The sequence below is a fragment of the Sanguibacter sp. TS_SC_8 genome (genome assembly GCF_055361235.1).
On the sequence record NZ_CM143955.1, the window covers coordinates 1179959 to 1201507 of the forward strand.

The window sequence follows — 21549 nt, forward strand, 5'->3', positions numbered from 1 at the left end:
ATGGCTCACAACATCACCTCCTCCGTCCGCCCGGCGGGGCAGCGGTCGCTCGGGCTGCGCCGCGGTGCACTCGCCCTCGGCCGGCAGACGATGGCCGGGCTGCGGGTGCTGCTCGTCCTGACCGTGCTGCTCGGCGTGCTCTACCCGGTGACGGTCTACGCCGTCGGGCAGGTGGGGCTGCGCTGGCAGGCCAACGGGTCCCTGCTGCGGGCCGACGGCAGCCACGCAGACTCCCGCTCGAGCGGGGCCGTGACCGGGGAACCCGTGGTGGGCTCTGCGCTCGTCGGTCAGCTGTTCACCGGGGAGGAGTGGTTCCACCCCCGCCCGTCCGCGGCGGGCGAGGGCTACGACACCCTCGCCTCGGGCGGATCCAACCTCGGGCCGCTCAACCCCGAGCTCGTCGCGCAGATCGAGGACCGCCGAGCCGAGGTCTCCGCGGCGGACGGCACCCCCTCCGGCGAGGTGCCGCCCGACGCGCTCACCGCCTCGGCCTCCGGTCTGGACCCGCACATCTCCCCGGAATCTGCGGCCCAGCAGGTGAGCCGGGTCGCCCAGGCCCGCGGGCTCGACCGGGCGGCGGTCCTCGCCCTGGTCGACGAGCACACCCAGGAGCGCACCTTCGGTGTCCTCGGCGAGCCTCGGGTCAACGTCCTCGAGCTGAACCTTGCGCTCGAGGACTCCGCTCCGCTTGAGAAGATGTCCTCATGAGCGACGCAGATGTCTGATCGATCCTCGCCGCAAGGGCGGCGCCCAGGACGGCTGACGGTGTACCTGGGAGCCGCCCCGGGGGTGGGCAAGACCTTCTCGATGCTCGGGGAGGCACGACGACGTCGCGCGCGGGGGACCGACGTCGTCGTCGGGCTGGTCGAGACGCACGGGCGCGAGGGCACCCACGCCCAGATCGCCGACCTGGAGGTCGTGCCGCGCGCGATGATCACCTACCGCGGCACCACGCTCGGCGAGATGGACACCGCGGCGGTCCTGGCGCGCAACCCTGAGGTGGCCCTCGTCGACGAGCTCGCCCACACCAACGCCCCCGGGTCGCGCCACGCCAAGCGGTGGCAGGACGTCGAGGACCTCCTCGCCGCCGGCATCGACGTGGTGACCACGGTGAACATCCAGCACCTGGAGTCTCTCAGCGGTGACGTCGAGACGATCACCGGGGTGCGCCAGCGCGAGACCGTCCCGGACCAGGTGGTGCGCAGCGCCGACCAGATCCAGCTCGTCGACCTCTCCCCGGACGCGCTGCGCCGGCGCCTCGCGCACGGCAACGTCTACCGCGCCGAGCAGATCGACGCCTCGTTGTCCTCCTACTTCCGGGTCGGGAACCTCACGGCGCTGCGCGAGCTCGCCCTGCTCTGGCTCGCCGACAGCGTCGACGACGACCTCGCCCGCTACCGCAGCGACCACGCGATCGAGGGCACCTGGCCCGCGCGCGAACGCATCGTCGTGGCCGTCACCGGAGGACCGGAAGGGGAGACGCTGCTGCGGCGCGGGGCGCGGATCGCCCAGCGGGCGGCCGGGTCGGAGCTGCTGGCCGTGCACGTGCTGGCCACCGACGGGCTGCCCAGCGTCCCCGCCGCGGCCGTCGCCGCAGACCGCGCGCTCGTCGAGGCGCTCGGCGGCACGTTCCACACCGTGGTCGGGGAGGACATCCCGAGCGCGGTCGTCGACTTCGCCCAGGGCGTCAACGCGACGATGATCGTCGTCGGCGTCTCCCGGCACTCCCGGGTGCGCGAGGCGCTGCTCGGTTCCTCGAGCACCCAGATGGCCCAGCTCGCCGGGACGATCGACGTGCACCTGGTCACCCACGAGCGGGCGCGTGCCGGCACGTTGCTGCGCGCACGCTGGTCGGCGCTGTCCCGGCCGCGGCTGGTCACCGGGTGGGCGCTCGCGTTCGTCGTCCCCGCGGTGCTCACCGCGGTGTTCTGGCTCCAGCGCGACGCCGTGTCCCTGACGACCGAGCTCATGCTCTTCCTCGCCGGGATGGTCGGGGTGGCGATCGTGGGCGGACTGTGGCCGGCGGTCGTGGCGGCGCTCGTCTCCTTCGTCTGCGTCAACTGGTTCTTCACCGAGCCCACCGGCCGGCTCACCGTCGCCGACCCGGACAACCTCATCGCCCTGACGGTCTTCGTCGTCGTGGCCGCGGCGGTCGCCTCGGTCGTCGACCTCGCCGCGCGACGCACCGTCCAGGCATCCCGGTCACGGGCGGAAGCCACGACGCTGGCGTCCCTGTCCCGGTCGGTCATGTCGGGGGAGGACACCGCCCAGGCTGTGGTGTCCCGGCTGGCCGAGACCTTCTCCGTGCCCGAGGTCCGGCTCGAGGAGCGCACCGGACCGGGGGAGGCCTGGACCGTGCTCGCCCAGGCGAACCGGCCCGCCCCGGGCGGCGCAGGCCGCGACCGGGGCGGCCGGGGCGAGCCTGCCGAGCCGACGACGGTCGTGGCCATCTCCCCGGACCGGCGCCTCGTCGTCGAGCGGGTGCTGCCGGCGAGCGACCAGCAGGTCCTCGAGGCGTTCGCCGCACAGGCCGGTCTCGTGCTGGAGTACCGGCGCCTGCGAGAGCAGGGCGCGGCGGCTGCGGTGCTCGAGCAGGCGGACGCGACCCGCACCGCGCTGCTCGCCTCCGTCTCGCACGACCTGCGCACCCCGCTCGCCTCGATCCGCGCGGCGATCGACGGGCTGAGCGCCCCCGACGTCCAGGTCGACGAGGACGACCGGACGGCGCTCCTGGAGACCATCGCGGAGTCGACCACCCGCCTGGAACGCCTCATCGCCAACCTGCTCGACCTGTCCCGGATCCAGATGGGCAGCGTGCGCCCGATGATCCGGGCGGTCTCGGTCGACGAGGTGGTGCCTTTCGCCCTCGAGCCCTTCACGCCCGGCGAGGTCGTCATGGACGTGCCCGACAACCTGCCGCTCGTGCTCACCGATCCCGGGCTTCTCGAGCGCGTGGTCGCCAACATCACCGCGAACGCGGTGCGCTTCTCCCCGCCGGGGGTCCCCGTGCGGATCACCGCCTCCGCCCGGCCCGGCGAGGTCGAGGTGCGGGTGGTCGACCGCGGCCCGGGCCTGGACCAGGCGCGCAAGGAGCGGATGTTCGAGCCGTTCCAGCGGCTCGGGGACACGTCCCCAGAAGGTCTGGGGCTCGGTCTCGCCGTGGCGCACGGCCTCGCCGGGGCGGTGGGCGCTACGTTGGTCGTCGACGACACACCGGGGGGAGGGCTGACGATGGTCATGACCGTCCCGACGGCGCCGCTGGCGACGTCGACCGAGCCTGTCGAGAACGAGGTGCAGCAGTGAGCCCAACCCCGGGCGGCGGGTCCACGGTCGCCGGCCACAGGGTCCTCGTGGTCGACGACGACGCTGGCCTGGTCCGTGCGCTCGCCATCAACCTGCGCGCGCACGGCTGGGTGGTGACCACCGCGTCCGACGGCGCCCACGCGCTCGACGCCGCAGCGACCGGGCAGCCCGACGTCGTCGTGCTCGACCTCGGCCTGCCCGACATGAGCGGGCTCGAGGTCATCGCGGGGATCCGCGGCTGGAGCCGGGTCCCGATCGTCGTGCTCTCCGCACGCCAGCTCGGCGACGACAAGGTCGACGCCCTGGACGCCGGTGCCGACGACTACGTCACCAAACCGTTCGCGATGAACGAGCTGCTCGCGCGGCTGCGCGCGGCGGTGCGCCGGGCCGCCCCGGTCGAGGGCGCGGAGCTCGCCGAGCCGGTCGTCGTCGCCGGTGACCTCACCATCGACCTCGCCCGACGGCGCGTGCAGCGCCTGGGCAAGGACGTGCGGCTCAGCCCGACGGAGTGGTCGCTGCTCGAGGTGCTGGTGCGCAACCGCGGCCGGATGGTCGGGCGGGTGCAGCTGCTGCACGAGGTGTGGGGACCGGCGTACTCGGCCGAGACCCACTACCTGCGTGTCTACACCGCCCAGCTGCGCCGCAAGCTCGAGGCCGACCCCTCCGCCCCGCGCCACATCATCACCCAACCCGGCATGGGCTACCTCTTCGAGCCCTGACCCGTGGGGGCTGCGTCCCTTCCGCTGAGTGCGGCCAAACGGCTGCCCGATGCCCGGTTTGTCCAGCCATGTGCCCGCACTCAGGGGGTGCGGGGTGGGGGCGCCGCCGCAGCCTTTGTACGGTGCGTGCTCTTGTCTACGGAACGTGCGGTTGATCGCACGCCCCGTAGACGAATACACGCACCGTATGGACGGAAAGGGTCCGAAAGTACCGTCGCGAGGGGGGACCTTCCGCGCGGGTACTGAGGTGCTACTTCGTCTGGTTCGGATGCCGGGTGTGGATGTTCTCGATGTGGACTGTCCTGGTCTGCATCGACGGCGTCGCGCACGGACCAGTCGGTGCACATGTGCGGAGCGACCCCGTGTTGTTCACCTCCGCCCCAGCCTGACCCGGAGCGCACGCCGCTGAGTGCAGTCAGATGGCTGCCCACACCGGACATTCGGCAGCCGTTTGACCGCACTCAGCGGATGGGGGGCGCGGATGGAGGCGGATGGGTGCGGGTGGGCGCGCAGAGGGCCAGCTCTGGGGGGGGCTGGACCGCCTCAGCCCCCCGTCTCCTGCGGGCCCATCAGCTCCCGCAGCCGGGTCGTCTCTGCCGGGGTCCACGCCGCCGGAGCGCCCAGGGCGGACAAACCGTCGACGTAGGCCTGGCGGTAGTCGTGGCCGTGGCCCGAGGGGACGTCGGCCGCGACGAACATGTCGAAGGTGACCTGCCAGAACGTGACGATCGGCACCCAGGTCATCTCCATCCGGTCCGGTCCGGGCTCGGAGATCCAGTCGGCCTCGCGCCAGAGCAGGTCCATCGACCACCACATGACCGCGTCCGAGGCGTGCTGGATGTAGACGACGCGGGGGGTCTGCCAGTCACCGGGCAGGTCCCAGACGTTGGCGGCGCTGTCCACCTCGGTCCCGAACCGGACCTGACGGCCAGAATCGAAGACGGGGCTGTACTCGAGGGTGCCGGGGTCGCGGTTGTCGGTGAAGTGCCGCCAGTTCGGGGTGAAGCTCGGGGTGCCGACGAAGAGCGCGCCGTCGGTGCGGGCGCTCATGTCCTGCAACCCGCTGAACGCGCCCTGGGCGCCGAAGGACCCCAGGGACAGGCCGTAGGCCATCAGGAAAGGTCGGTCGTCGGCGGGCTTGGCCGACCACGCCTCGAACACGGCCTCATAGAGCGCCTTGCCGGCGGCCGGCGGCGTCTCGCGGTCGGAGAGGATGCTGATCCAGCTCGGCAGGTAGGAGTACTGCATGGCGGCGATCGCGGAGTTGCCACCGTGCATGTACTCGAGCGCCTCGGACATGCTCGGGTCCACCCAGCCGGTGCCCGTCGTCGTGGTGACCACGAGGATCTCCCGGTCCCAGGCGTTCGTCCGGTCGAGCTCGGCGACCACGAGGTCGGCCGCGGCCGTGAGTGCGTCCTCCGAGCCGGCGGAGTCCACGGAGTCGAGCCCCGCGTAGACCCGGATGGGCTCCATGACGTCGGCCGGGTCGACGACGTCGCCGCCGGCGACGAAGTCGGTGATCTCCTCGAGCGTCGGCCCGCCGGAGACGAAGCCGCGGCCCTGGTTGCCGAGGGAGTCCCAGGACGAGAGGGAACCGGGGGAGCCGGAGCGCTCGGCGGCGACGGGTTCGACCGCGCCGGGCGGGGTGGCCTCGTCGACCCGGGCGTAGACCGAGCGGAGCGCGGCCAGGGCGCCGTCGACGAGCGCGCCGTTGACCACGGTCACCGTGAGGACCGTGACCGCGACCGCCGCGACGAGCTTGGCCACGTGCGGTGGGATCCACCGACCGAGCAGGGTGGCAGCCTTGCGGCTGCACCAGCGCAGTCCACGACCGATCTGCAGCACGAGCAGCGCCAGCACGAGGGCGAGCGCGAGCAGCTTGATCGAGTGGATCGCGGCGGACGGGTCCATGCCGAAGAGCCTGCGCAGCTCGCTCTGCCAGCTGGCGCCGAGCACGAGGAACCAGGGGATGAGGACGAGGGTGGCCCCGGCCAAGGCCCACCACGCCACCCGGGTCACCTGCGCCGGCCACGGCGCAGCGAAGCCCAACCGGCGCAGCACCCACCCCGCCAGAGCGCCGACCGCGTAGCCGCCGACCACCGAGAGCCCCGTGAGCAGCCCCTGGTAGAGCCACGTTCGGGGGATGAGGGACGGCGTCATGGACACGCAGTAGAAGATGAGCGCCACGGTCAGCCCGCTCGGGGAGAAGGTGTGGCCGTAGCGGCGCAGGGCCGCACCGAGCCGAGCCATGAGATGACCGATTCGCTCCATGTTGCGACTCTAGTGGCTGGTGTGCTCTCCGTCACCGATGAACTCGGTGATGTCGTCGGGCAGGCCGTCCTCGTTCATGTCGGCGTCCCGCTTGCGCCGCGCGTCCGCGCGCAGGGTGAGCGCAGCCAGGGTCGCGGCGATGACCGACGCGGCCAGCACGGCAGCCTTCGCGGCGTGGGCGTGGACCGAGTCGGGCGGGAAGGACAGCTCGGTGATGAGGAGCGAGACGGTGAAGCCGATCCCGGCCAGCAGGCTCACCGGGAGCAGGTCACGCAGCCCGATCCCGGGCGCGAGCCGCAGCGGCGTGAGCCGGGTCAGCAGCCAGGTGGTGCCCAGCACACCGAGGCACTTGCCGGCGACGAGCGCGACCATGATCGCGACCGCGACGCCCTGGCTGAGGACACCGAGCACACCGTCGTCGACGAGGGAGACCCCAGCGGCGAAGAAGGCGAAGACCGGCAGCGCGATGCCGGAGGAGATGGGACCCCAGACGTGCTCGAAGGTGTGCGTGCGCGGCTCACGCTCGCCGTGGACGAGGGCCGCCGGGACGAGGAAGCCCATGACGACGCCGGCTACCGTCGCGTGGATCCCCGAGGCGTGCACGAGCGCCCAGATCACCACGGCCAGCGGGAGCAGCATCCAGCCGTGGACCGTGCGGGCCGTCACGAGCACCCGGAACAGGATGAGCGCCGCCACGGCGAGCCCCAACGGGAGCACGGAGAGGCTGTCGGTGTAGAACACCGCGATCACGACGATGGCGAGCAGGTCGTCGACCACGGCAAGGGTGAGCAGGAAGGTGCGGATCGCGGTCGGCAGACCGCGCCCGAAGACGGCGAGGACGGCGAGGGCGAAGGCGATGTCGGTCGCGGTGGGGATCGCCCACCCGTCGATCGCGGTCGTGTCGCCGGTGAGGTGAAGCACGGCGACGAACAGGGCCGCGGGGATGATCATGCCGCCGACGGCAGCGAGGATCGGGACGCCGGCCTGTCGCGGCTGGCGCAACGATCCGGCGACGAACTCGTGCTTGAGCTCGAGCCCGACGACGAAGAAGAAGATCGCCAGCAGACCGTCCGCGGCCCACTGGGCGAGCGTGAGGTCGAGGTGCAGCGCCGCCGGGCCGAAGGTCAGCTGGGACAGGCTCGCGTACGCCTCACGCCAGGGGGAGTTCGCCCAGAGGAGGGCCGCGGCCGCGGCGATGATCAGGAGCAGGCCACCCGTGGTCTCACGGGTGACCCACGTCCTGAGCCGTTGGCCTGCGGAGGGTGTGGTGCCGACACTGCTGTCAGGGCCTGGGGTGTTGTGGTCGGGCGCGGTGGTCATGCTTCTCCCAAAGGGGTCGACGACGAGAACGCCGACCAGCCTTCCCGGCACACCAAGGGTTCAACCTCTGGGTCAACCGTACGTTATGCGCCGGGTCGTCGACGCATCCCGACCCCGACGGCGACGATGCCCACGACCAGCCCGAGGACCGCGAGGGCGGCTCCCATGACGGCGAGGGTGAGCGTGGGGCCGTTCTCGACGTCGGTCTGGAGCTGGTGGGTGCCCTCGGAGACCTTGCTGGTCCCACCGCCGACGGCACTGGCCCCCTCGGCGATCGCGGTCGTGCCGTCGGCCAGGGTGGTCGCGCCATCGGCCAGGGTGACCAAGCCGTCACTGAGGTCGCCGGCGCCGGTGGCCAAGGTCTGCGCTCCGGTGGCCAGCGTCTGCGATCCCGTCGCCAGGGTGCCGGCTCCGGTGCTCAGGGCGGTGGCACCCTCGGAGAGCGTGCCGGTCCCGGTGGCCAGGGTCGTGGTCCCGGTGGCCAGCAGCTGGGTCCCGGTGGCCAGGGTCGACGCCCCCGTGGCGACCTTCGCCGCTCCGTCCTTGAGGGTGCTCGCCCCGGCGGCGATGAGCGTCGTGCCCTCGGCGAGCGCGGGCCCGGTGAGGGCGAGGGCGGCGGTTCCGTCCTTGAGCGTGGTGGCCCCGGTGTGCAGGGTGGTGGCGCCGGTGACAAGAGGCGTCATCCCGGTCGCCAGAGTCCCGGCGCTCGTGGAGACGCCGGCGATCGCGGCCTGCATGACGAGGAGGCCGTCCGAGAGGCTCATCGGCGCCGCGCCGGGGGTCGAGTCGGTCACGGCGGCCTGGAGGCTGGTCGCCGCGGTCGACAGGTTTGCCGCCCCGGTGGACAGAGCCGCCAGCTCCGCGTCGGTCACGGTGCCGCCGTCGGCGAGCTTCGTGCGCAACGCCTCGATGGTGGCCTCGAAGGTGGTGAGCTGGGTGGCCAGGGACCCCGCCCCTGCCCCGACGGCGTCGGCGGCGCCCAGGAGCGACGTCGCGCCCGGAGGTGCCGTCGACACGGCCGCGGCGATCTGGCCCAGACCTGCGCTGATGGCCTCGACGTTCTTCTTCACGCTGGTGACACCGTCGGAGACGGTCTTGGCGCCGTCCCTGATGGAACCGGCCCCGGTGTCCAGGGCCGGGAGCTTGCCGGCCAGGATCGCGACGGAGTCACGGAGCTCACCGGTCTTGGTCGACAGCGTGCCGGCCCCGGTGCTCAGGGACGCCGCGCCGACCTTGAGCTGCTGCGCGCCGGTCGCTGCGCTGGACGCGCCGGTGGCGACCTTGGTCGCTCCGTCCTCGAGGTCCTGGGCCCCCGTCTCCAGGGTTGTCGTGCCGGTCTGGAGGGCGAGTGCGCCCTCGGAGAGCGTGGCGGCGCCGTCGGAGACGGTGGTCGCGCCCTCGGCGACGTCGGAGGCGCCGGCCTCGAGCGTCTCGGCCCCGGTCGCGAGCTCGCCGGCGCCCGTGGCCGCGCTGCCTGATCCGGTGGCGAGCTCGCGCGCGCCGGCCGCCACCAGGGTGGAGCCGTCGTTGAGCTTGATCGAGGCGTTGTGCACCTTCGTGTTGAAGATCTGGAGGTAGACGACGAGCCCGATCGCCACGAGGGCGAGCAGGATCATCGAGACCCCGGTGAAGAAGGGGAGCCGGGGGAGTCGGGCAGGTTCGGGGGCGGTCGCGTGCGAGCTCATCGGAGTCCTGTCTCGCGCCAGGTATGCGGCGCGCGTGTGGACAGCCTGGCGCAGCGCCAGGCTGGTAGGGACTGTCGGGGCGAGAGAGCGTGGGACGGACCGCCATTGGTCCGACTCGCACGCTCTATCTGAAACTCAAAGTCTTAAGTAAATGCACAGCAAGCGTAGCAATACGGGACCATGATTGTGAAGTGCGTCACGTCGGTGACCTGCGGTTGCGCGGCACCGATGCCGACGCCGACCGGCCCGTGCAGGACCGTTCCTGCTACCGCTCGGCCTCGTAGGCGAGCAGCGCGAGCTGGATCCGGTTGGAGAAGTCCAGCTTGGTCAGCGCGCTGGAGATGTGGGACTTCACCGTGCCCATCGACAGGTAGAGCATCTGGGCGATCTCGGTGTTCGTCTTCCCCTGCGCGACCGCGCTGGCGACCTCGCGCTCGCGGCCGCTGAGCACCGCCAGCCGGGTCTCGGCGGCACGGGCACGCTCGGAGACGTCGGGGACCGCCGACGACGGCGCGCCCGGAGCGGTCGCGCCGACCGGCACGAGGTTGGTCGCCTGGTCGATGAGCACCTGCATGACCGCCGGGGAGAGCACCGGCTCGCCGTCTGCCGCGCGACGGACCGCGTCGACGATGAGCTCGGGGGGAGTGTGCTTGAGCAGGTACCCGGAGGCGCCGGCGCGCAGCGCGGCGAGGATCATGTCGTCCCCACCGAACGTCGTCAGCACGATGACCTGTGGCCCGGCACCGCTCGCGGACAGCGCCCGGGTCGCGGCGATGCCGTCCATGACGGGCATCCGGATGTCCATGAGCACGACGTCGGGGCTCAGGTCCCGTACCGCGTCGGCGACGAGCGCGCCGTCGGCGACCTCGCCGACCACGTCGATGTCGTGAGCGCCGGCGAGCATGAGTCGCAGGCCGGACCGGACGAGTGCGTCGTCGTCGACGACGAGGGTGCGGATCATGCTCGCCACGGTAGCCGCACCCGGAGGCGGAACGCGCCGGAACGGATCTCGTGGACCAGCGTGCCGCCCTCGATCGCCACCCGTTCGGTCAGTCCGGCCAGCCCTGCCCCGGCCCCGGGGATCTCCGACTCGACCGCGTCGATCTCGACGACGTTCGTGATGACGAGGTCGATCCCGGCGGCCGTGTCGCCCCGGAGCGAGACGTTGACGAGCGCGGACGGGGCGTGCTTGCGGGCGTTGGTCAGGCCTTCCTGGACCACCCGGAAGATCGTGCGCTGCAGCTGGGGCCGGGTCCGTTCGAGTCCCGGCACGTCCATCTCCAGGTGCACCTGCTGGCCCGCGGCGCGGGCCTCCGCGACGAGCCCGACGAGGTCGCTGATCGCGGGCTGCGGCGCGGCCCGGGCGGCGGCCGATGCGGCACCGTCGCCATCGGCTCCGACCCCGTCGGTACCCCCGTCGGTGCGCAGCACCGTGAGCACCTCTCGGAGCTCTTCGAGCGCCTGGTGGGCGTTCTCCCGGATCACCGCGACGGCGGTGTGCACCTCGGCGGAGGTCAGCAGGGGCGCGGTGCCGGTCTCACCCTGGAGGGTGCGGTACTCGAGGGCGCCCGCGTGCACGGAGAGCAGCGAGATGCGGTGGGCGAGGACGTCGTGCATCTCTCGGGCGATGCGCTCGCGCTCGGCGCGGCGGGCGTCGTGCAGCAGCAGGGCATGCTCGCGTCGCTCCTGGTCGGCGCCGGTGTGCAGGCTCAGGACGAGCTGGCGCCGCGCCCGCACGGCGATGCCCCAGGCGAGGAGCACCAGGATGAGGAGGGTCCCGACGACGACGGTGGTGACCACGCTCGTGGAGGGGTCGGGCCTGACCTGGTCGTAGAGGAGGCTGGTGGGGACGTGGAGCAGGCCGAGCGGGATCGAGATCGGCCACGGACGGTGGACCGCGACGGTGAAGATGATGATGATCACCGCCCCGGACGCGCTGTCGGAGAAGGTCGAGGCGAGCAGCGCCGCGACGGCGAGGACGACGGGGATCCGGCGGCGCCACCACAGCGCGAGGCACAGGACCGCACCCACGACAGGGTCCACCACGTCGAGGAGGATCGAGGGGTCGTAGGCGGCCGGGGTCGCCATGCCGACCCCGTTGTCGACCTCGGAGGCCACCTCCAAGGACGTGTCGAAGCCGACCAGCGTCGCGACCAGCCAGACCGCGGTGGCGAGGAGGAAGAACAGCGTGTCGATCGCCCAGTCCCGGGCCGTCCGCCGCGAGGGGGCGCGGCCATCGACCATGCGCCCCGCGCGGGCCAGCTGACCGGGGAGGGCCCACCGGGCGTCGAGGAGGGGACGGTCGCTGACCTGCATGGGAGCTAGCCTACGGAGCCGGGAGCCGTCCCTGCGACCACCGATCGGAGGTCAGTCGATCGGCTGACCCGGTGAGCTGGCGTCGCGGTCCGCGACGAGCTCGCGCAGCGCGAGGACGGTCCGGACGTTCCGCGCCGTGCCGTCGACCCCCAGCGCCCGGCGCAGGAAGGCCGGGGTGAGCCGGCTGGTCCCGGCCCCGGCGGGGTAGTACGTGAAGCCGACCCCGCCCGCCCAGACCATCTGCTCGGGGAAGCCGGTGAGGTCGAGAGCGGCCACCCGCCGGGGGTCAGGAGGCGCCGGGTAGAACGTGAGCAGGACCTTCGACGGCTCTGCCACGCTCTGCTCCAGGAACGGGTTGGCCGCGAGGGCTGCGTCGAGATCACCGGTGGTGACCACGACGACGTCGACCTCGAGCCCGAGCTCGGTGCGGAGCCCGTCCCGGACGAGCCGGGCCACGTCCTCGCGCCCGGCGCAGGCGGCTGCCGCGGTTCCCGCACGAGGGGCGCCGAGCACGAGGTTCCCGCTGTTGAGCAGGGTGGCCGTGGCCTCGAATCCGGCGGCGTCCCCGATCGCGCGCAGGACCGCCGCAGGGACCAAGCGGCGCCCGCCCACGTTCACGCCCCGGAGCAACGCCGCGTGTGCTGTCATGGCCCCCAGGCTAGCCGCCGAGGTATCCACCGGGTAAACGGAAGGTGACGGTCCCACTACATGTTGTGTCCGCCGTGGCGACATGAACTACATGGGCGTAGTTTCTCAGGTGACGGACGGTATTCGCGCCGTCCACTCACCCAGGCGCACCCGCGCCGGAGGGAGCCAGTTGTGGTAGCTCGTCGAACCTTCGTGCTTGACACCTCGGTCCTGCTCTCGGACCCCACCGCTCCGCTGCGTTTCGCCGAGCACGACGTCGTCCTCCCGATCGTCGTGATCTCCGAGCTCGAGGCCAAGCGCCACCACGCCGAGCTCGGGTACTTCGCCCGCGGCGCGCTGCGCATGCTCGACGACCTCCGGGTGGAGCACGGCGGGCTGAACGCACCCATCCCGGTCGGGGACCAGGGCGGGACGCTGCGGGTCGAGCTCAACCACACCGACCCGCGAGGCCTCCCGGACGGGTTCCGGCTCGGGGACAACGACACCCGGATCCTCGCCGTCGCGGCCAACCTCGCAGCCGAGGGAGCGGACGTCACGGTCGTGTCCAAGGACCTGCCGATGCGGGTGAAGGCCTCCGCCGTGGGGCTGGCCGCCGAGGAGTACCGGGCTGAGCTGGCCGTGGACTCCGGGTGGACCGGGATGGGCGGGCTCGTCCTTCCGGAGGAGCAGATGGCGGCGCTGTGGGAGAACGAGTCCCTCGAGCTGGCGAGCCTGGACCCGACCGCGCTGGCCGAGGTCGCCCCGATGCTGTGCCACAAGGGTCTCGTGCTGCACTCCCCGCGCGGGTCCGCCCTGGGACGGGTGACCGCGGACAAGCACCTGCAGCTCGTCCGCGGCGACCAGGAGGTGTTCGGGCTGCGCGGCCGGTCGGCCGAGCAGCGGGTCGCGATCGACCTGCTCATGGACGACTCGATCGGGATCGTCTCCCTCGGCGGGCGGGCCGGCACCGGGAAGTCGGCGCTGGCGCTGTGCGCCGGTCTCGAGGCGGTCCTGGAGAAGCGCAAGCACCGCAAGATCATGGTCTTCCGGCCGCTCTACGCGGTGGGCGGGCAGGAGCTGGGCTACCTGCCAGGCTCCGAGGCGGAGAAGATGAACCCGTGGGCCCAGGCCGTCTTCGACACCCTGGGTGCGGTGGTCAGCCGGGAGGTGATCGAGGAGATCATGGAACGGGAGATCCTCGAGGTGCTGCCCCTGACGCACATTCGCGGCCGGTCGCTGCACGACGCGTTCGTCATCGTCGACGAGGCGCAGTCGCTCGAGCGCAACGTGCTGCTCACGGTCCTGTCGAGGATCGGGCAGTCCTCGCGGGTGGTGCTCACCCACGACGTCGCGCAGCGGGACAACCTCCTGGTGGGCCGCCACGACGGCGTCGCGGCCGTCATCGAGGCCCTCAAGGGGCACCCGCTGTTCGCCCACGTGACGCTCACCCGGTCGGAACGCTCACCCGTCGCGGCCCTGGTCACCGAGATGCTCGAACGCATCGAGGTCTGACGCCGCGCGCCAGACCTCGACCAGGCTCGCCCCTCGACCAGGCTCGCCCCTCGACCAGGCCTACCCCTCGACCAGGCTCCCGCGCACGATCGAGTCGCCCGAGTGCACCGGGTCGCCGTCGAGGGGCTCCTGGGACACGTCAACGAGCGGGAAGGCCGCCAGGTCGAGATCGGCGGGGACGTCGAAGCGCCCCTGGGACCCCTCGAGCACCCCGAGGCTGGTCATGGCGCTCAGGTCGTCGGCGATGAGCCAGACCTCGCGGAAGCCGTCGTCGCTCGCCTCCGCATCGAGAGTGATCACGGCCTGGCGGGTGCCGTCCGGAGCTGTCTCGATCCGGGCCTGGCCCGACGCGTCGGGCCAGTCGGGCAGGGCGTCGAGCCGCGCCTGCGCGATGACCGGGTCGGGAGCGTCCGGCGCGGTCGCCCGGTCCCACACGATCCCGACGCCGATGCCGGCCACGAGCGCCACGCTCGCGGCCGCCGCCAGGCTCCAGCGGGCGCGGGGGGACCTGCGGTGACGACGCACCACGTGGGTCCGCTCGACCGCGGGGGCACCGAGCCCGAGCTCGGTGCTGATCCGGTCCCACACCAGGGGGGAGGGGTGCTCGAGCTCGTCGGGGTGCACGGTGCGGGCGAGCGCGGCCACGGCCGCGAGCTCCTCCGTCTCGCCCTGGCAGGCAGGGCAGGCCTCGAGGTGCTCGCGCTCGGTCGGCCCGACGACGTCGGGTCCGTCCTCGCCGAGCGCGATGAGGGCGAGGGTCTCCGGGTCAACGTGCTGCATCATCCACCTCCAGCCGTGTGCGTAGTCGGGTCAGGTTCCGTCTCAGATGACTCTTGACCGTGCCCAGGGGCAGGGCCAGGTGATCGGCGATCTGCACGTGGGTGAGGTCACGGAAGAACGCGAGCTCGAGGATCGTCTTGCCGGGTTCGTCGAGCCGAGCGAGCTCATCGGCGATCATGACACGATCGGCGACCTGGGTGTCGTGCGCGGGGCCGGGTGGCTCGGCCGGGGTGAGCGTGAGCGCCGCCAGCTCCGACCGGCGGGACCGGGTGCGGCTCTCGTGGGCGTCGGCGACCTTGTGCCGGGTGATGCCCATCAGCCAGGTGGACAGACGCGCCTGAGCGGGGTCGAAGGTGCTGTGCGCACGCCACGCGGCCACGAACACCTGCTGGGTGACGTCCTCGGCGTCCTGGCGGTCCCCGAGGGAGCGCAGGGCGACGGTGAAGACCAGGGGAGACCATCGTCGGTAGGCCTCGGCGAGGCCGCGTTCGTCACCGCCGGCGAAGGAGGTGTCGAGCGTGCTGCCACGCTGGTCCACCTGGGGGTCGTTCACGCACGCTCCTTCGATCCTGAATACCGCTCGTCCTGTTCGTCCTGGTACGAGGGTCACGTCACACGCTCGGCGTCGCAGTGACGATGATGTTGTCCTCGTAGTGTCCGACGGACGCGTCCCACGCGCCACCGCAGGTGACAAGCACAAGACGGGGCGGACCGGCCCGGTCGAAGATGGCGTCCAGGGGAGCATCGGGCTTGGGGATCCGTTCGACCGAGGTGACGGTGTAGCTGTGGACCACGCCGGCGGCGTCGGTCACGGTGACGGACGACCCGGCCTGCGCCTCGCGCAGCCGGGCGAACGGGCCGAGGCCCTCGGCCAGGGTGTCGACGTGGGAGGCGAGGACCGTGGTGCCGGTCGGGCTCGCGGGCGCCGAGCCGAAGCGGTACCAGCCGGCCTCCGAGCCCGCCGCAGGCACGCTCATCGTCCCGTCGGGCTCGGTGCCGACCCCGACGACGAGCATGTCGACGTCAAGGTCGGCCACGGTGACCCGGACCGGCGCCGGGGGCGGCGCGACGGCGGCGTCCTGCGCGGGGCGGACGGGGATGTCGGGGAGTGCGGATGCGGCGTCGGGCGTGGCGTCCGGCGTGGCCTCGGTGGTGACCTCCGGCGCGGCCGCCGTGGTGGGGGACGGGGCGGCCGTGCCGGAGGAGTCGGTGCCGGTGCTGCACGAGGCCACGAGGGCGGCCGCCACGAGGGCGGCCGCCACGCGGATGTGCGTCACGTCAGTCGGCGCGGACCGCTGAGCGGCGCCGGTAGAGCACTGCACCGAGGGCGAGGAGCCCGACGGCGGCTCCGGCCCCCAGGAGAGCGCCATTCCCGGAGCCCGTGTCGGCCAGCCCGACCTCACCGGCGGGCACCCCGGAAGGTGCGTCGTGCAGGCCGTCGATCGTCTGGGTCGCGAGCGCGAGGTTCCCGTCAGCAAGGCTGCCCCACGCGTAGACGATCGTGTTGACCCCCTCCGTGACCGGGACATCGGCCGGGCCGAGGACGGGTGTGGTGGTCCCGGTCGCGGCCACCGTGGCGGAGACGGTACCGGCCGGCAGGTTGAGGACCGACTCGGCGGGGTTGGACAGGTTGGTGATCACCGCGGCGCCGCCGGCGAGCACGTCGACGGCGGGCGCGGCCGCGACGTGGCGGACGGTGAGCCGGCCCTCGCCGGGGGCGGTGGTGGCGGTGTCGTTGGTGAACAGCGTCGCGGTCGGGGCCCCGGCCGCGTCGAGGTGCGCCGCGGCAGTGTAGCTCGTGCTGCCCGCCAGGGTGAGGTCGATCGGGCCGATGGCCGGCGCGCTCGCGTCGACCGCGTCGGCCGCGGTGATCGCGACGGTGTACGTCCCGGCGGGGAGCTCGAGGGGGCCGGCGAGCGACCCCGGGGTGAAGTCGTCCAGGGTCCGTTCGCCGTTGACCCAGACATCCACCGTGAGGCCCGGGACGGCGTGCAGCACCGAGAGCTCGGCGTCGCCGTCGGCCGCGTGGGCTGCGGGCATCAGCGTGAGGCCGGTGAGCGTGGTCGCGGCCGTGAGGGCCAGAACACCGAGGGTCGTGCGGCGGGCGGTCCCTCGGGTGGTGGAACGGGTGGCAGATCGTGCATTCATGAGTGCTCCAGGTGGGTGTGGTCGCCCCGCCATCGGGACGAGCTTTTCAGGTGGAACTGACTGACACCCATGTCTTCTGCCCGCCGGGCCCGTTTGGATGCACCGTGGGCGAAGTTTTTTCTCAGCGCACGCACACCAGCGCGAGGCCCCTGCTCGGGGCCCCGCGCTGCGTCGTCGTGCAGGTGGCTGGTTGCCGCCTCAGACCTGCGGCGGGCGGGTCATCGCGAGCACGTCGAGGGCGGAGTCGAGCTGTGCGTGCGTGACCTCCCCGCGCTCGACGAAGCCCAGGTCGATCACGGCCTCGCGGACCGTCAGGCCCTTCTTGACCGAGTGCTTGGCCACCTTGGCGGCGGCCTCGTAGCCGATGACGCGGTTGAGCGGGGTGACGATGGACGGGGACGACTCGGCGAGCGCGCGGGCCCGCTCGACGTTGGCGGTGATCCCGTCGACGGTCTTGTCCGCGAGCAGCACGCTCGCGGTGGAGAGCAGGCGGATCGACTCGAGCACGCCGAGGGCGATCACCGGGATCTGCACGTTGAGCTCGAAGGACCCGCTCGCCCCGGCCCAGGCCACGGTCGCGTCGTTGCCGATCACGCGTGCGGCGACCATGAGCACGGCCTCCGGGATGACCGGGTTGACCTTGCCCGGCATGATCGAGGAGCCCGGCTGCAGGTCCGGGATGGCGATCTCGCCGAGACCGGTGTTGGGGCCCGAGCCCATCCAGCGCAGGTCGTTGCAGATCTTGGTCAGGGAGACTGCGATGCCGCGCAGCGCGCCGGAGAGCTCGACCAGACCGTCCCGGCCGGACTGCGCCTCGAAGTGGTCGCGCGCCTCGGTCAGCGGCAGCTGGGTGTCCTCGACGAGGAGGGCGATGACGCGCTGCGGGAAGCCGGCCGGGGTGTTGATGCCGGTGCCCACGGCGGTCCCGCCCAGGGGGACCTCCGCGGCCCGCGGCAGCGCCGACTCGAGCCGCTCGATGCCGTAGCGCACCGCGGCGGCGTAGCCGCCGAACTCCTGCCCGAGGGTGACCGGGGTCGCGTCCATGAGGTGGGTGCGACCGGACTTGACGACGGTGGCGAACTCGCCGGCCTTGGCCTCCAGGCTCGTGGCCAGGTGGGCCAGGGCCGGGATGAGGGAGCCGACGACGCCGGCCGTGGCCGCGACGTGGACCGACGTCGGGAAGACGTCGTTGGAGGACTGCGAGGCGTTGACGTGGTCGTTGGGGTGCACCTCGCGGCCCAGCGACCGGGTCGCGAGCGTGGCGATGACCTCGTTGGCGTTCATGTTCGAGGAGGTGCCCGAGCCGGTCTGGAACACGTCGAGCGGGAAGTGCTCGTCGTAGCCGCCCCGGGCGACGGCGTCGGCGGCGGCGACGATCGCCTCGGCGATGTCGGCCTCCAGCACGCCGAGCTCGGCGTTCGCGCGCGCGGCGGCCTTCTTGACCCGGGCGAGGGCCTCGATGTGGCTGCGCTCGAGCGGCGTGCCGGAGATGGGGAAGTTCTCGACGGCGCGCTGGGTCTGGGCGCGGTAGAGCGCGGCCGCGGGAACGCGGACCTCGCCCATCGTGTCGTGCTCGATCCGGAACTCGCCGGTGACGTCGGTGTCAGGTGTGGAAGTCATGGGTCCATCGTGCCGTACCGGCGACCCGCGCGGCACCGACCAGGCCCGTGATCTTGGCCGCAGCCCTAGACGTCGAGCGGGACGTCCCCGATGTCGCCGATGACGTCGACGAGGCGGGCGCTGCCGTCGTCGAGGTCGTACTCCACCCCCACGATGGCGCAGCGGCCCTCGGCGACGGCCGTCGCGATGCCCGCCGAGTAGGAGTGCAGCATCGACATGGTGTGGCGCACGTGCTCGCGGCGCAGCACGTGCGTGTCGAGGGAGATGAAGCCCCCGCCCTCGGCGGAGGTGAGGCTGACGATCGAGGGGATGACCCGGTCGGTGACCGCGCGGATGAAGCCCTTCGGCTGCTCGCCGGTGGTCAGGGCGTGCACCGCGGCCGCGATCGCCCCGCAGTTGTCATGACCGAGGACGACGATGAGCTGGGTGTCGAGGATGTCGACGCCGTACTCGATCGACCCGATGACGGTCGTGTCGAGCACGTGGCCGGCGGTCCGGACCACGAACACGTCCCCCAGCCCCTGGTCGAAGATGATCTCGGCGGCCACCCGGGAGTCCGAGCAGCCGAAGACGAGCGCGAAGGGGTTCTGGGAGACCTTGATCTCCTCGCGGCGGTCGAAGCCCTGCGAGGGATGAAGCATCTCTCCGGCGATGAACCGGTTGTTCCCTGCACGCAGCTCGGTCCAGGCGGCGGCGGGTGAGACGTGGTGTGGCATGAGGATCCGTCCTGGTCGATCGGCCGTGGGGCACCGGCGCGACCCTCGTGGTGCGCCGTGCCTGGTTCTCGTGTAGTCCTGAGGATAGGCAGAGATCAGCGGCGCGGCTGACGTGTCCATCTCGACGACCAGCACATCGCGGCGAAGGAGCAGACGCATGGCTGCCATCACGCTGAAGGACATGGTCAAGCGCTACGGCGACGGGCCCCCCGCGGTGAACGGCGTGAGCCTGGACATCGCCGACGGCGAGTTCGTCGTCGTCGCCGGTCCCGCGGGCAGTGGCAAGTCCACGCTGCTGCGGATGATCGTGGGCCTGGAAGACATCACCGCCGGCGACCTCGAGATCGGCGGGAAGCGGGTCAACGACCTGGCCCCCCAGGACCGGAACCTGGCGCTGGTGTTCCAGAACTACGCGCTCTACCCGCATCTGAGCGTCGCCGAGAACATCGCCTTCCCGCTGCGGCTGCGCAAGGGGGTGTTCACCGAGGACGAGATCAAGGCGAAGGTCGCCCACGCCGCGGACGCCCTCGAGCTCACCGACCACCTCGACCGCAAGCCGGCCTCCCTCTCCGGAGGCCAGCGCCAGCGCGTCGCGATGGGCCGGGCGATCGTCCGCGACGCGGACGCCTTCCTCTTCGACGAGCCGCTCGCCAACCTCGACGCCGCGCTGCGCGGGCAGATGCGCACGGAGATCGCCCGGGTGCAGCGCCGCCTCGGGGCGACGACGGTGTACGTGACCTACGACCAGACCGAGGCGATGGCCTTGGGTGACCGGGTCGCGGTGCTGCGCAGAGGTGAGCTGCAGCAGGTGGCGAGCCCCCGCGCCCTCGCCGAGCAGCCGGTCAACCTCTTCGTGGCGGGGTTCATCGGCTCCCCGCCGATGAGCTTCATGCCCGGCGAGGTGGCTGGCGGCCAGATCACGCTGCCCTTCGGGACCTATCCGGTGCCGGAGCGGATCGCGGCGGCCGTGGGAGACCGGTCACTCGTCATCGTCGGGCTGCGCCCCGCGCGCCCCGAGCGGTCGGAGGACGCAGAGCTCGTCGTCCACGTGCCCTTCCAGACCACCCCGGAGGTCGCGGCCACGCTCGAGGAGCTCGACCGCGACCTGGACCGCAGGGGCAAGCGCACCCGGGTCCGCGACGCCAGCACCGCGTCCCGGTGGTTCACCCCGGAGAGGATGCTCGTGTTCGACCCCGAGAGCGAGGAGAACCTCGCCTATGACCCGGGGGAGGTGGAACGCCTGGACCGCGAGCACTCGGCGGACCGCACGGCCCCGCCGTCGCGAGCTCACAGCGACGGCGCGACCCGTCTGGTCAGCTGAGCTCCGCCAGGCGCGGAGGGTTCGCTCCGGGGCGGGACACGGTGATCGCCGCGACCTGGACACACTGCTCGAGCACGCCCTGCAGCACGTCGGTGGTGATCGCCGCGAGGGCCGGGCGCTTCGCGGCACCCAGCAGGTCCGCGCTCCACAGACCGTGGATGAGGGCGCCCATGAAGGAGTCACCCGCCCCGACGGTGTCCGCGACGGTGACCTTGGGGGCCTTGACCTCCAGGTGTGAGGTCGCGGTGTACGCGACGGCCCCCTCGCCGCCGTAGGTCACCACGACGATCGCCGGACCGGACCGCTGCCACGAGGTGGCGATCACGGACAGGTTCGCTCCGGGGTACAGCCAGCGCAGGTCCTCATCGCTCACCTTGACGACGTCGGCGGCGCGCACGAGCGACTCGATCAGCGGCCGGGCGTGGGAGGGGGAGCCCATGAGGGTCGGGCGGACGTTCGGGTCGTAGGTGATGGTCGCGCGGTGCCGGGCGCTGTCGATGACCTTGTGCACCGCCGTCGCCCCGGGTTCCAGGACGGCCGCGATGGACCCGGTGTGCACCACGACCGTGCTCTCGGGCACCACGACGTCCTTGGGGAGGTTCCAGGTGAGGTCGAAGGTGTAGGTCGCCCCGCCGTCCGCGCCGAGCTGCGCGGTCGCTATGGACGTCGAGGCGGCCCCGTCGCTGCCGTGGGCGAGGGTCACCGCAGAGCGCAGCAGCCACTTGCGGATGAGGTCGCCGTAGACGTCCGACCCGATCCAGGTGAGCAGCTCGGCTGGGCGCTGCAGCCGCCCCAGGGTAAGGGCGACGTTCGCGGGGCTACCGCCCGGGTGCTCGTCGATGCTGCCGTCGGCCCGGTGGACCACGTCGATGAGGGCCTCGCCGATGAGCAGGGCGGTGGCCTCGGCCGGTGTCGGCTGGGTGGGGGTCATGGGAGTCCTACTCGTCGTCGGTGGTGGAGGATACGGCGTCGGCCAGGCTGCTCGACCGTGCGGCGTCGAGCTTCTCGCGCGCGCCGTCGAGCCACTCCTGGCAGCGTGCGGCCAGCGCCTCCCCGCGCTCCCAGAGCGCGAGGCTGGCCTCGAGCGGCTCGCCGCCCGCCTCGAGGCGGGAGACGACCTGGACGAGCTCGTCGCGGGCCTGCTCGTAGGTGAGGACCGACGTGTCGGCGGCGGTGCGCGCGGGGTCAGTGGGCATAGGAGTAGTAAACCA

19 protein-coding genes are annotated in these 21549 nt (G+C 72.3%); 5 read left to right on the plus strand and 14 right to left on the minus strand.

Annotated elements, in window-relative coordinates:
- The 3 genes from kdpC to ACWA15_RS05200 are packed head-to-tail and all read left to right on the plus strand — an operon-like array spanning nt 1 to nt 4022.
- Nucleotides 1-708, plus strand: coding sequence for a potassium-transporting ATPase subunit KdpC (gene kdpC, locus ACWA15_RS05190; protein WP_464058375.1), 708 nt, complete (start codon nt 1-3; stop codon nt 706-708).
- A 9-nt stretch (nt 709-717) separates the two neighbouring features.
- Nucleotides 718-3303, plus strand: a complete 2586-nt coding sequence (locus ACWA15_RS05195; protein ID WP_464058376.1) for a DUF4118 domain-containing protein — start codon at nt 718-720, stop codon at nt 3301-3303.
- Nucleotides 3300-4022 (plus strand): response regulator, encoded by a 723-nt coding sequence (locus ACWA15_RS05200; protein ID WP_464058377.1) that lies wholly within the window; start codon nt 3300-3302, stop codon nt 4020-4022. Before ACWA15_RS05195 ends, ACWA15_RS05200 begins: the two co-directional genes overlap by 4 nt.
- 543 nt (nt 4023-4565) lie before the next feature.
- Here ACWA15_RS05200 and ACWA15_RS05205 read toward each other — a convergent pair.
- From ACWA15_RS05205 to ACWA15_RS05230, 6 genes are all read right to left on the minus strand, one after another.
- A complete protein-coding gene (locus ACWA15_RS05205; RefSeq protein WP_464058378.1) occupies nt 4566-6293 on the minus strand; it encodes an alpha/beta hydrolase in 1728 nt (575 codons plus the stop codon).
- Between the two features lie 9 nt (nt 6294-6302).
- Complete coding sequence (gene nhaA / locus ACWA15_RS05210; protein ID WP_464058379.1) at nt 6303-7613, minus strand: Na+/H+ antiporter NhaA; 1311 nt, start codon at nt 7611-7613, stop codon at nt 6303-6305.
- 83 nt (nt 7614-7696) lie between these two features.
- A complete protein-coding gene (locus ACWA15_RS05215) occupies nt 7697-9298 on the minus strand; it encodes a hypothetical protein (protein ID WP_464058380.1) in 1602 nt (533 codons plus the stop codon).
- 265 nt (nt 9299-9563) lie between these two features.
- The gene (locus ACWA15_RS05220) at nt 9564-10259 is read right to left on the minus strand and encodes a response regulator transcription factor (RefSeq protein ID WP_464058381.1); all 696 of its coding nucleotides are present in this window, start codon (nt 10257-10259) and stop codon (nt 9564-9566) included.
- Nucleotides 10256-11614 carry a sensor histidine kinase gene (locus tag ACWA15_RS05225; RefSeq protein ID WP_464058382.1) on the minus strand — a complete coding sequence of 453 codons (1359 nt, stop codon included), beginning with the start codon at nt 11612-11614 and terminating at the stop codon, nt 10256-10258. The genes ACWA15_RS05220 and ACWA15_RS05225 overlap by 4 nt, the downstream gene beginning before the upstream one ends.
- 51 nt (nt 11615-11665) lie before the next feature.
- Nucleotides 11666-12262, minus strand: a complete 597-nt coding sequence (locus ACWA15_RS05230) for a DUF1697 domain-containing protein (RefSeq protein ID WP_464058383.1) — start codon at nt 12260-12262, stop codon at nt 11666-11668.
- Nucleotides 12263-12322: 60 nt separating this feature from the next.
- Here ACWA15_RS05230 and ACWA15_RS05235 point away from each other — a divergent pair, with 60 nt between their 5' ends.
- Nucleotides 12323-13753: a PhoH family protein gene (locus tag ACWA15_RS05235; RefSeq protein WP_464058384.1), complete on the plus strand. Its 1431-nt coding sequence runs from the start codon at nt 12323-12325 to the stop codon at nt 13751-13753.
- A gap of 60 nt (nt 13754-13813) precedes the next feature.
- Here the strand turns inward: ACWA15_RS05235 and ACWA15_RS05240 are convergent, their stop codons facing one another.
- The 6 genes from ACWA15_RS05240 to ACWA15_RS05265 all read right to left on the minus strand — a co-directional run bounded on the left by ACWA15_RS05240 (nt 13814) and on the right by ACWA15_RS05265 (nt 19017).
- Nucleotides 13814-14536: an anti-sigma factor gene (locus ACWA15_RS05240; RefSeq protein ID WP_464058385.1), complete on the minus strand. Its 723-nt coding sequence runs from the start codon at nt 14534-14536 to the stop codon at nt 13814-13816.
- Complete coding sequence (locus tag ACWA15_RS05245) at nt 14520-15086, minus strand: RNA polymerase sigma factor (RefSeq protein ID WP_464058386.1); 567 nt, start codon at nt 15084-15086, stop codon at nt 14520-14522. The genes ACWA15_RS05240 and ACWA15_RS05245 overlap by 17 nt, the downstream gene beginning before the upstream one ends.
- Nucleotides 15087-15144: 58 nt before the next feature.
- Nucleotides 15145-15810, minus strand: a complete 666-nt coding sequence (locus ACWA15_RS05250; protein ID WP_464058387.1) for a class F sortase — start codon at nt 15808-15810, stop codon at nt 15145-15147.
- Between the two features lies 1 nt (nt 15811).
- Nucleotides 15812-16681, minus strand: a complete 870-nt coding sequence (locus tag ACWA15_RS05255; protein ID WP_464058388.1) for a DUF4397 domain-containing protein — start codon at nt 16679-16681, stop codon at nt 15812-15814.
- A gap of 198 nt (nt 16682-16879) precedes the next feature.
- Nucleotides 16880-18301, minus strand: a complete 1422-nt coding sequence (locus tag ACWA15_RS05260) for a class II fumarate hydratase (protein WP_464058389.1) — start codon at nt 18299-18301, stop codon at nt 16880-16882.
- A gap of 65 nt (nt 18302-18366) precedes the next feature.
- Nucleotides 18367-19017 carry a carbonic anhydrase gene (locus ACWA15_RS05265; RefSeq protein WP_464058390.1) on the minus strand — a complete coding sequence of 217 codons (651 nt, stop codon included), beginning with the start codon at nt 19015-19017 and terminating at the stop codon, nt 18367-18369.
- Between the two features lie 157 nt (nt 19018-19174).
- Here ACWA15_RS05265 and ACWA15_RS05270 point away from each other — a divergent pair, with 157 nt between their 5' ends.
- Complete coding sequence (locus ACWA15_RS05270; RefSeq protein ID WP_464058391.1) at nt 19175-20338, plus strand: ABC transporter ATP-binding protein; 1164 nt, start codon at nt 19175-19177, stop codon at nt 20336-20338.
- Here ACWA15_RS05270 and ACWA15_RS05275 read toward each other — a convergent pair.
- The gene (locus ACWA15_RS05275) at nt 20331-21269 is read right to left on the minus strand and encodes a carbohydrate kinase family protein (RefSeq protein WP_464058392.1); all 939 of its coding nucleotides are present in this window, start codon (nt 21267-21269) and stop codon (nt 20331-20333) included. The genes ACWA15_RS05270 and ACWA15_RS05275 overlap by 8 nt on opposite strands.
- 7 nt (nt 21270-21276) lie before the next feature.
- A complete protein-coding gene (locus ACWA15_RS05280) occupies nt 21277-21534 on the minus strand; it encodes an exodeoxyribonuclease VII small subunit (protein WP_464058393.1) in 258 nt (85 codons plus the stop codon).
- Between the last annotated feature and the right edge of the window lie 15 nt (nt 21535-21549).

Coding starts and splice junctions, on each gene's coding strand:
- kdpC (WP_464058375.1), top strand. CDS start 1: ATGGCTCACAACATCACCTCCTCCGTCCGCCCGGCGGGGCAGCGGTCG.
- ACWA15_RS05195 (WP_464058376.1), top strand. CDS start 718: ATGTCTGATCGATCCTCGCCGCAAGGGCGGCGCCCAGGACGGCTGACG.
- ACWA15_RS05205 (WP_464058378.1), bottom strand. CDS start 6,293: ATGGAGCGAATCGGTCATCTCATGGCTCGGCTCGGTGCGGCCCTGCGC.
- nhaA (WP_464058379.1), bottom strand. CDS start 7,613: ATGACCACCGCGCCCGACCACAACACCCCAGGCCCTGACAGCAGTGTC.
- ACWA15_RS05215 (WP_464058380.1), bottom strand. CDS start 9,298: ATGAGCTCGCACGCGACCGCCCCCGAACCTGCCCGACTCCCCCGGCTC.
- ACWA15_RS05220 (WP_464058381.1), bottom strand. CDS start 10,259: ATGATCCGCACCCTCGTCGTCGACGACGACGCACTCGTCCGGTCCGGC.
- ACWA15_RS05225 (WP_464058382.1), bottom strand. CDS start 11,614: ATGCAGGTCAGCGACCGTCCCCTCCTCGACGCCCGGTGGGCCCTCCCC.
- ACWA15_RS05230 (WP_464058383.1), bottom strand. CDS start 12,262: ATGACAGCACACGCGGCGTTGCTCCGGGGCGTGAACGTGGGCGGGCGC.
- ACWA15_RS05235 (WP_464058384.1), top strand. CDS start 12,323: ATGTTGTGTCCGCCGTGGCGACATGAACTACATGGGCGTAGTTTCTCA.
- ACWA15_RS05240 (WP_464058385.1), bottom strand. CDS start 14,536: ATGATGCAGCACGTTGACCCGGAGACCCTCGCCCTCATCGCGCTCGGC.
- ACWA15_RS05255 (WP_464058388.1), bottom strand. CDS start 16,681: ATGAATGCACGATCTGCCACCCGTTCCACCACCCGAGGGACCGCCCGC.
- ACWA15_RS05260 (WP_464058389.1), bottom strand. CDS start 18,301: ATGACTTCCACACCTGACACCGACGTCACCGGCGAGTTCCGGATCGAG.
- ACWA15_RS05265 (WP_464058390.1), bottom strand. CDS start 19,017: ATGCCACACCACGTCTCACCCGCCGCCGCCTGGACCGAGCTGCGTGCA.
- ACWA15_RS05270 (WP_464058391.1), top strand. CDS start 19,175: ATGGCTGCCATCACGCTGAAGGACATGGTCAAGCGCTACGGCGACGGG.
- ACWA15_RS05275 (WP_464058392.1), bottom strand. CDS start 21,269: ATGACCCCCACCCAGCCGACACCGGCCGAGGCCACCGCCCTGCTCATC.
- ACWA15_RS05280 (WP_464058393.1), bottom strand. CDS start 21,534: ATGCCCACTGACCCCGCGCGCACCGCCGCCGACACGTCGGTCCTCACC.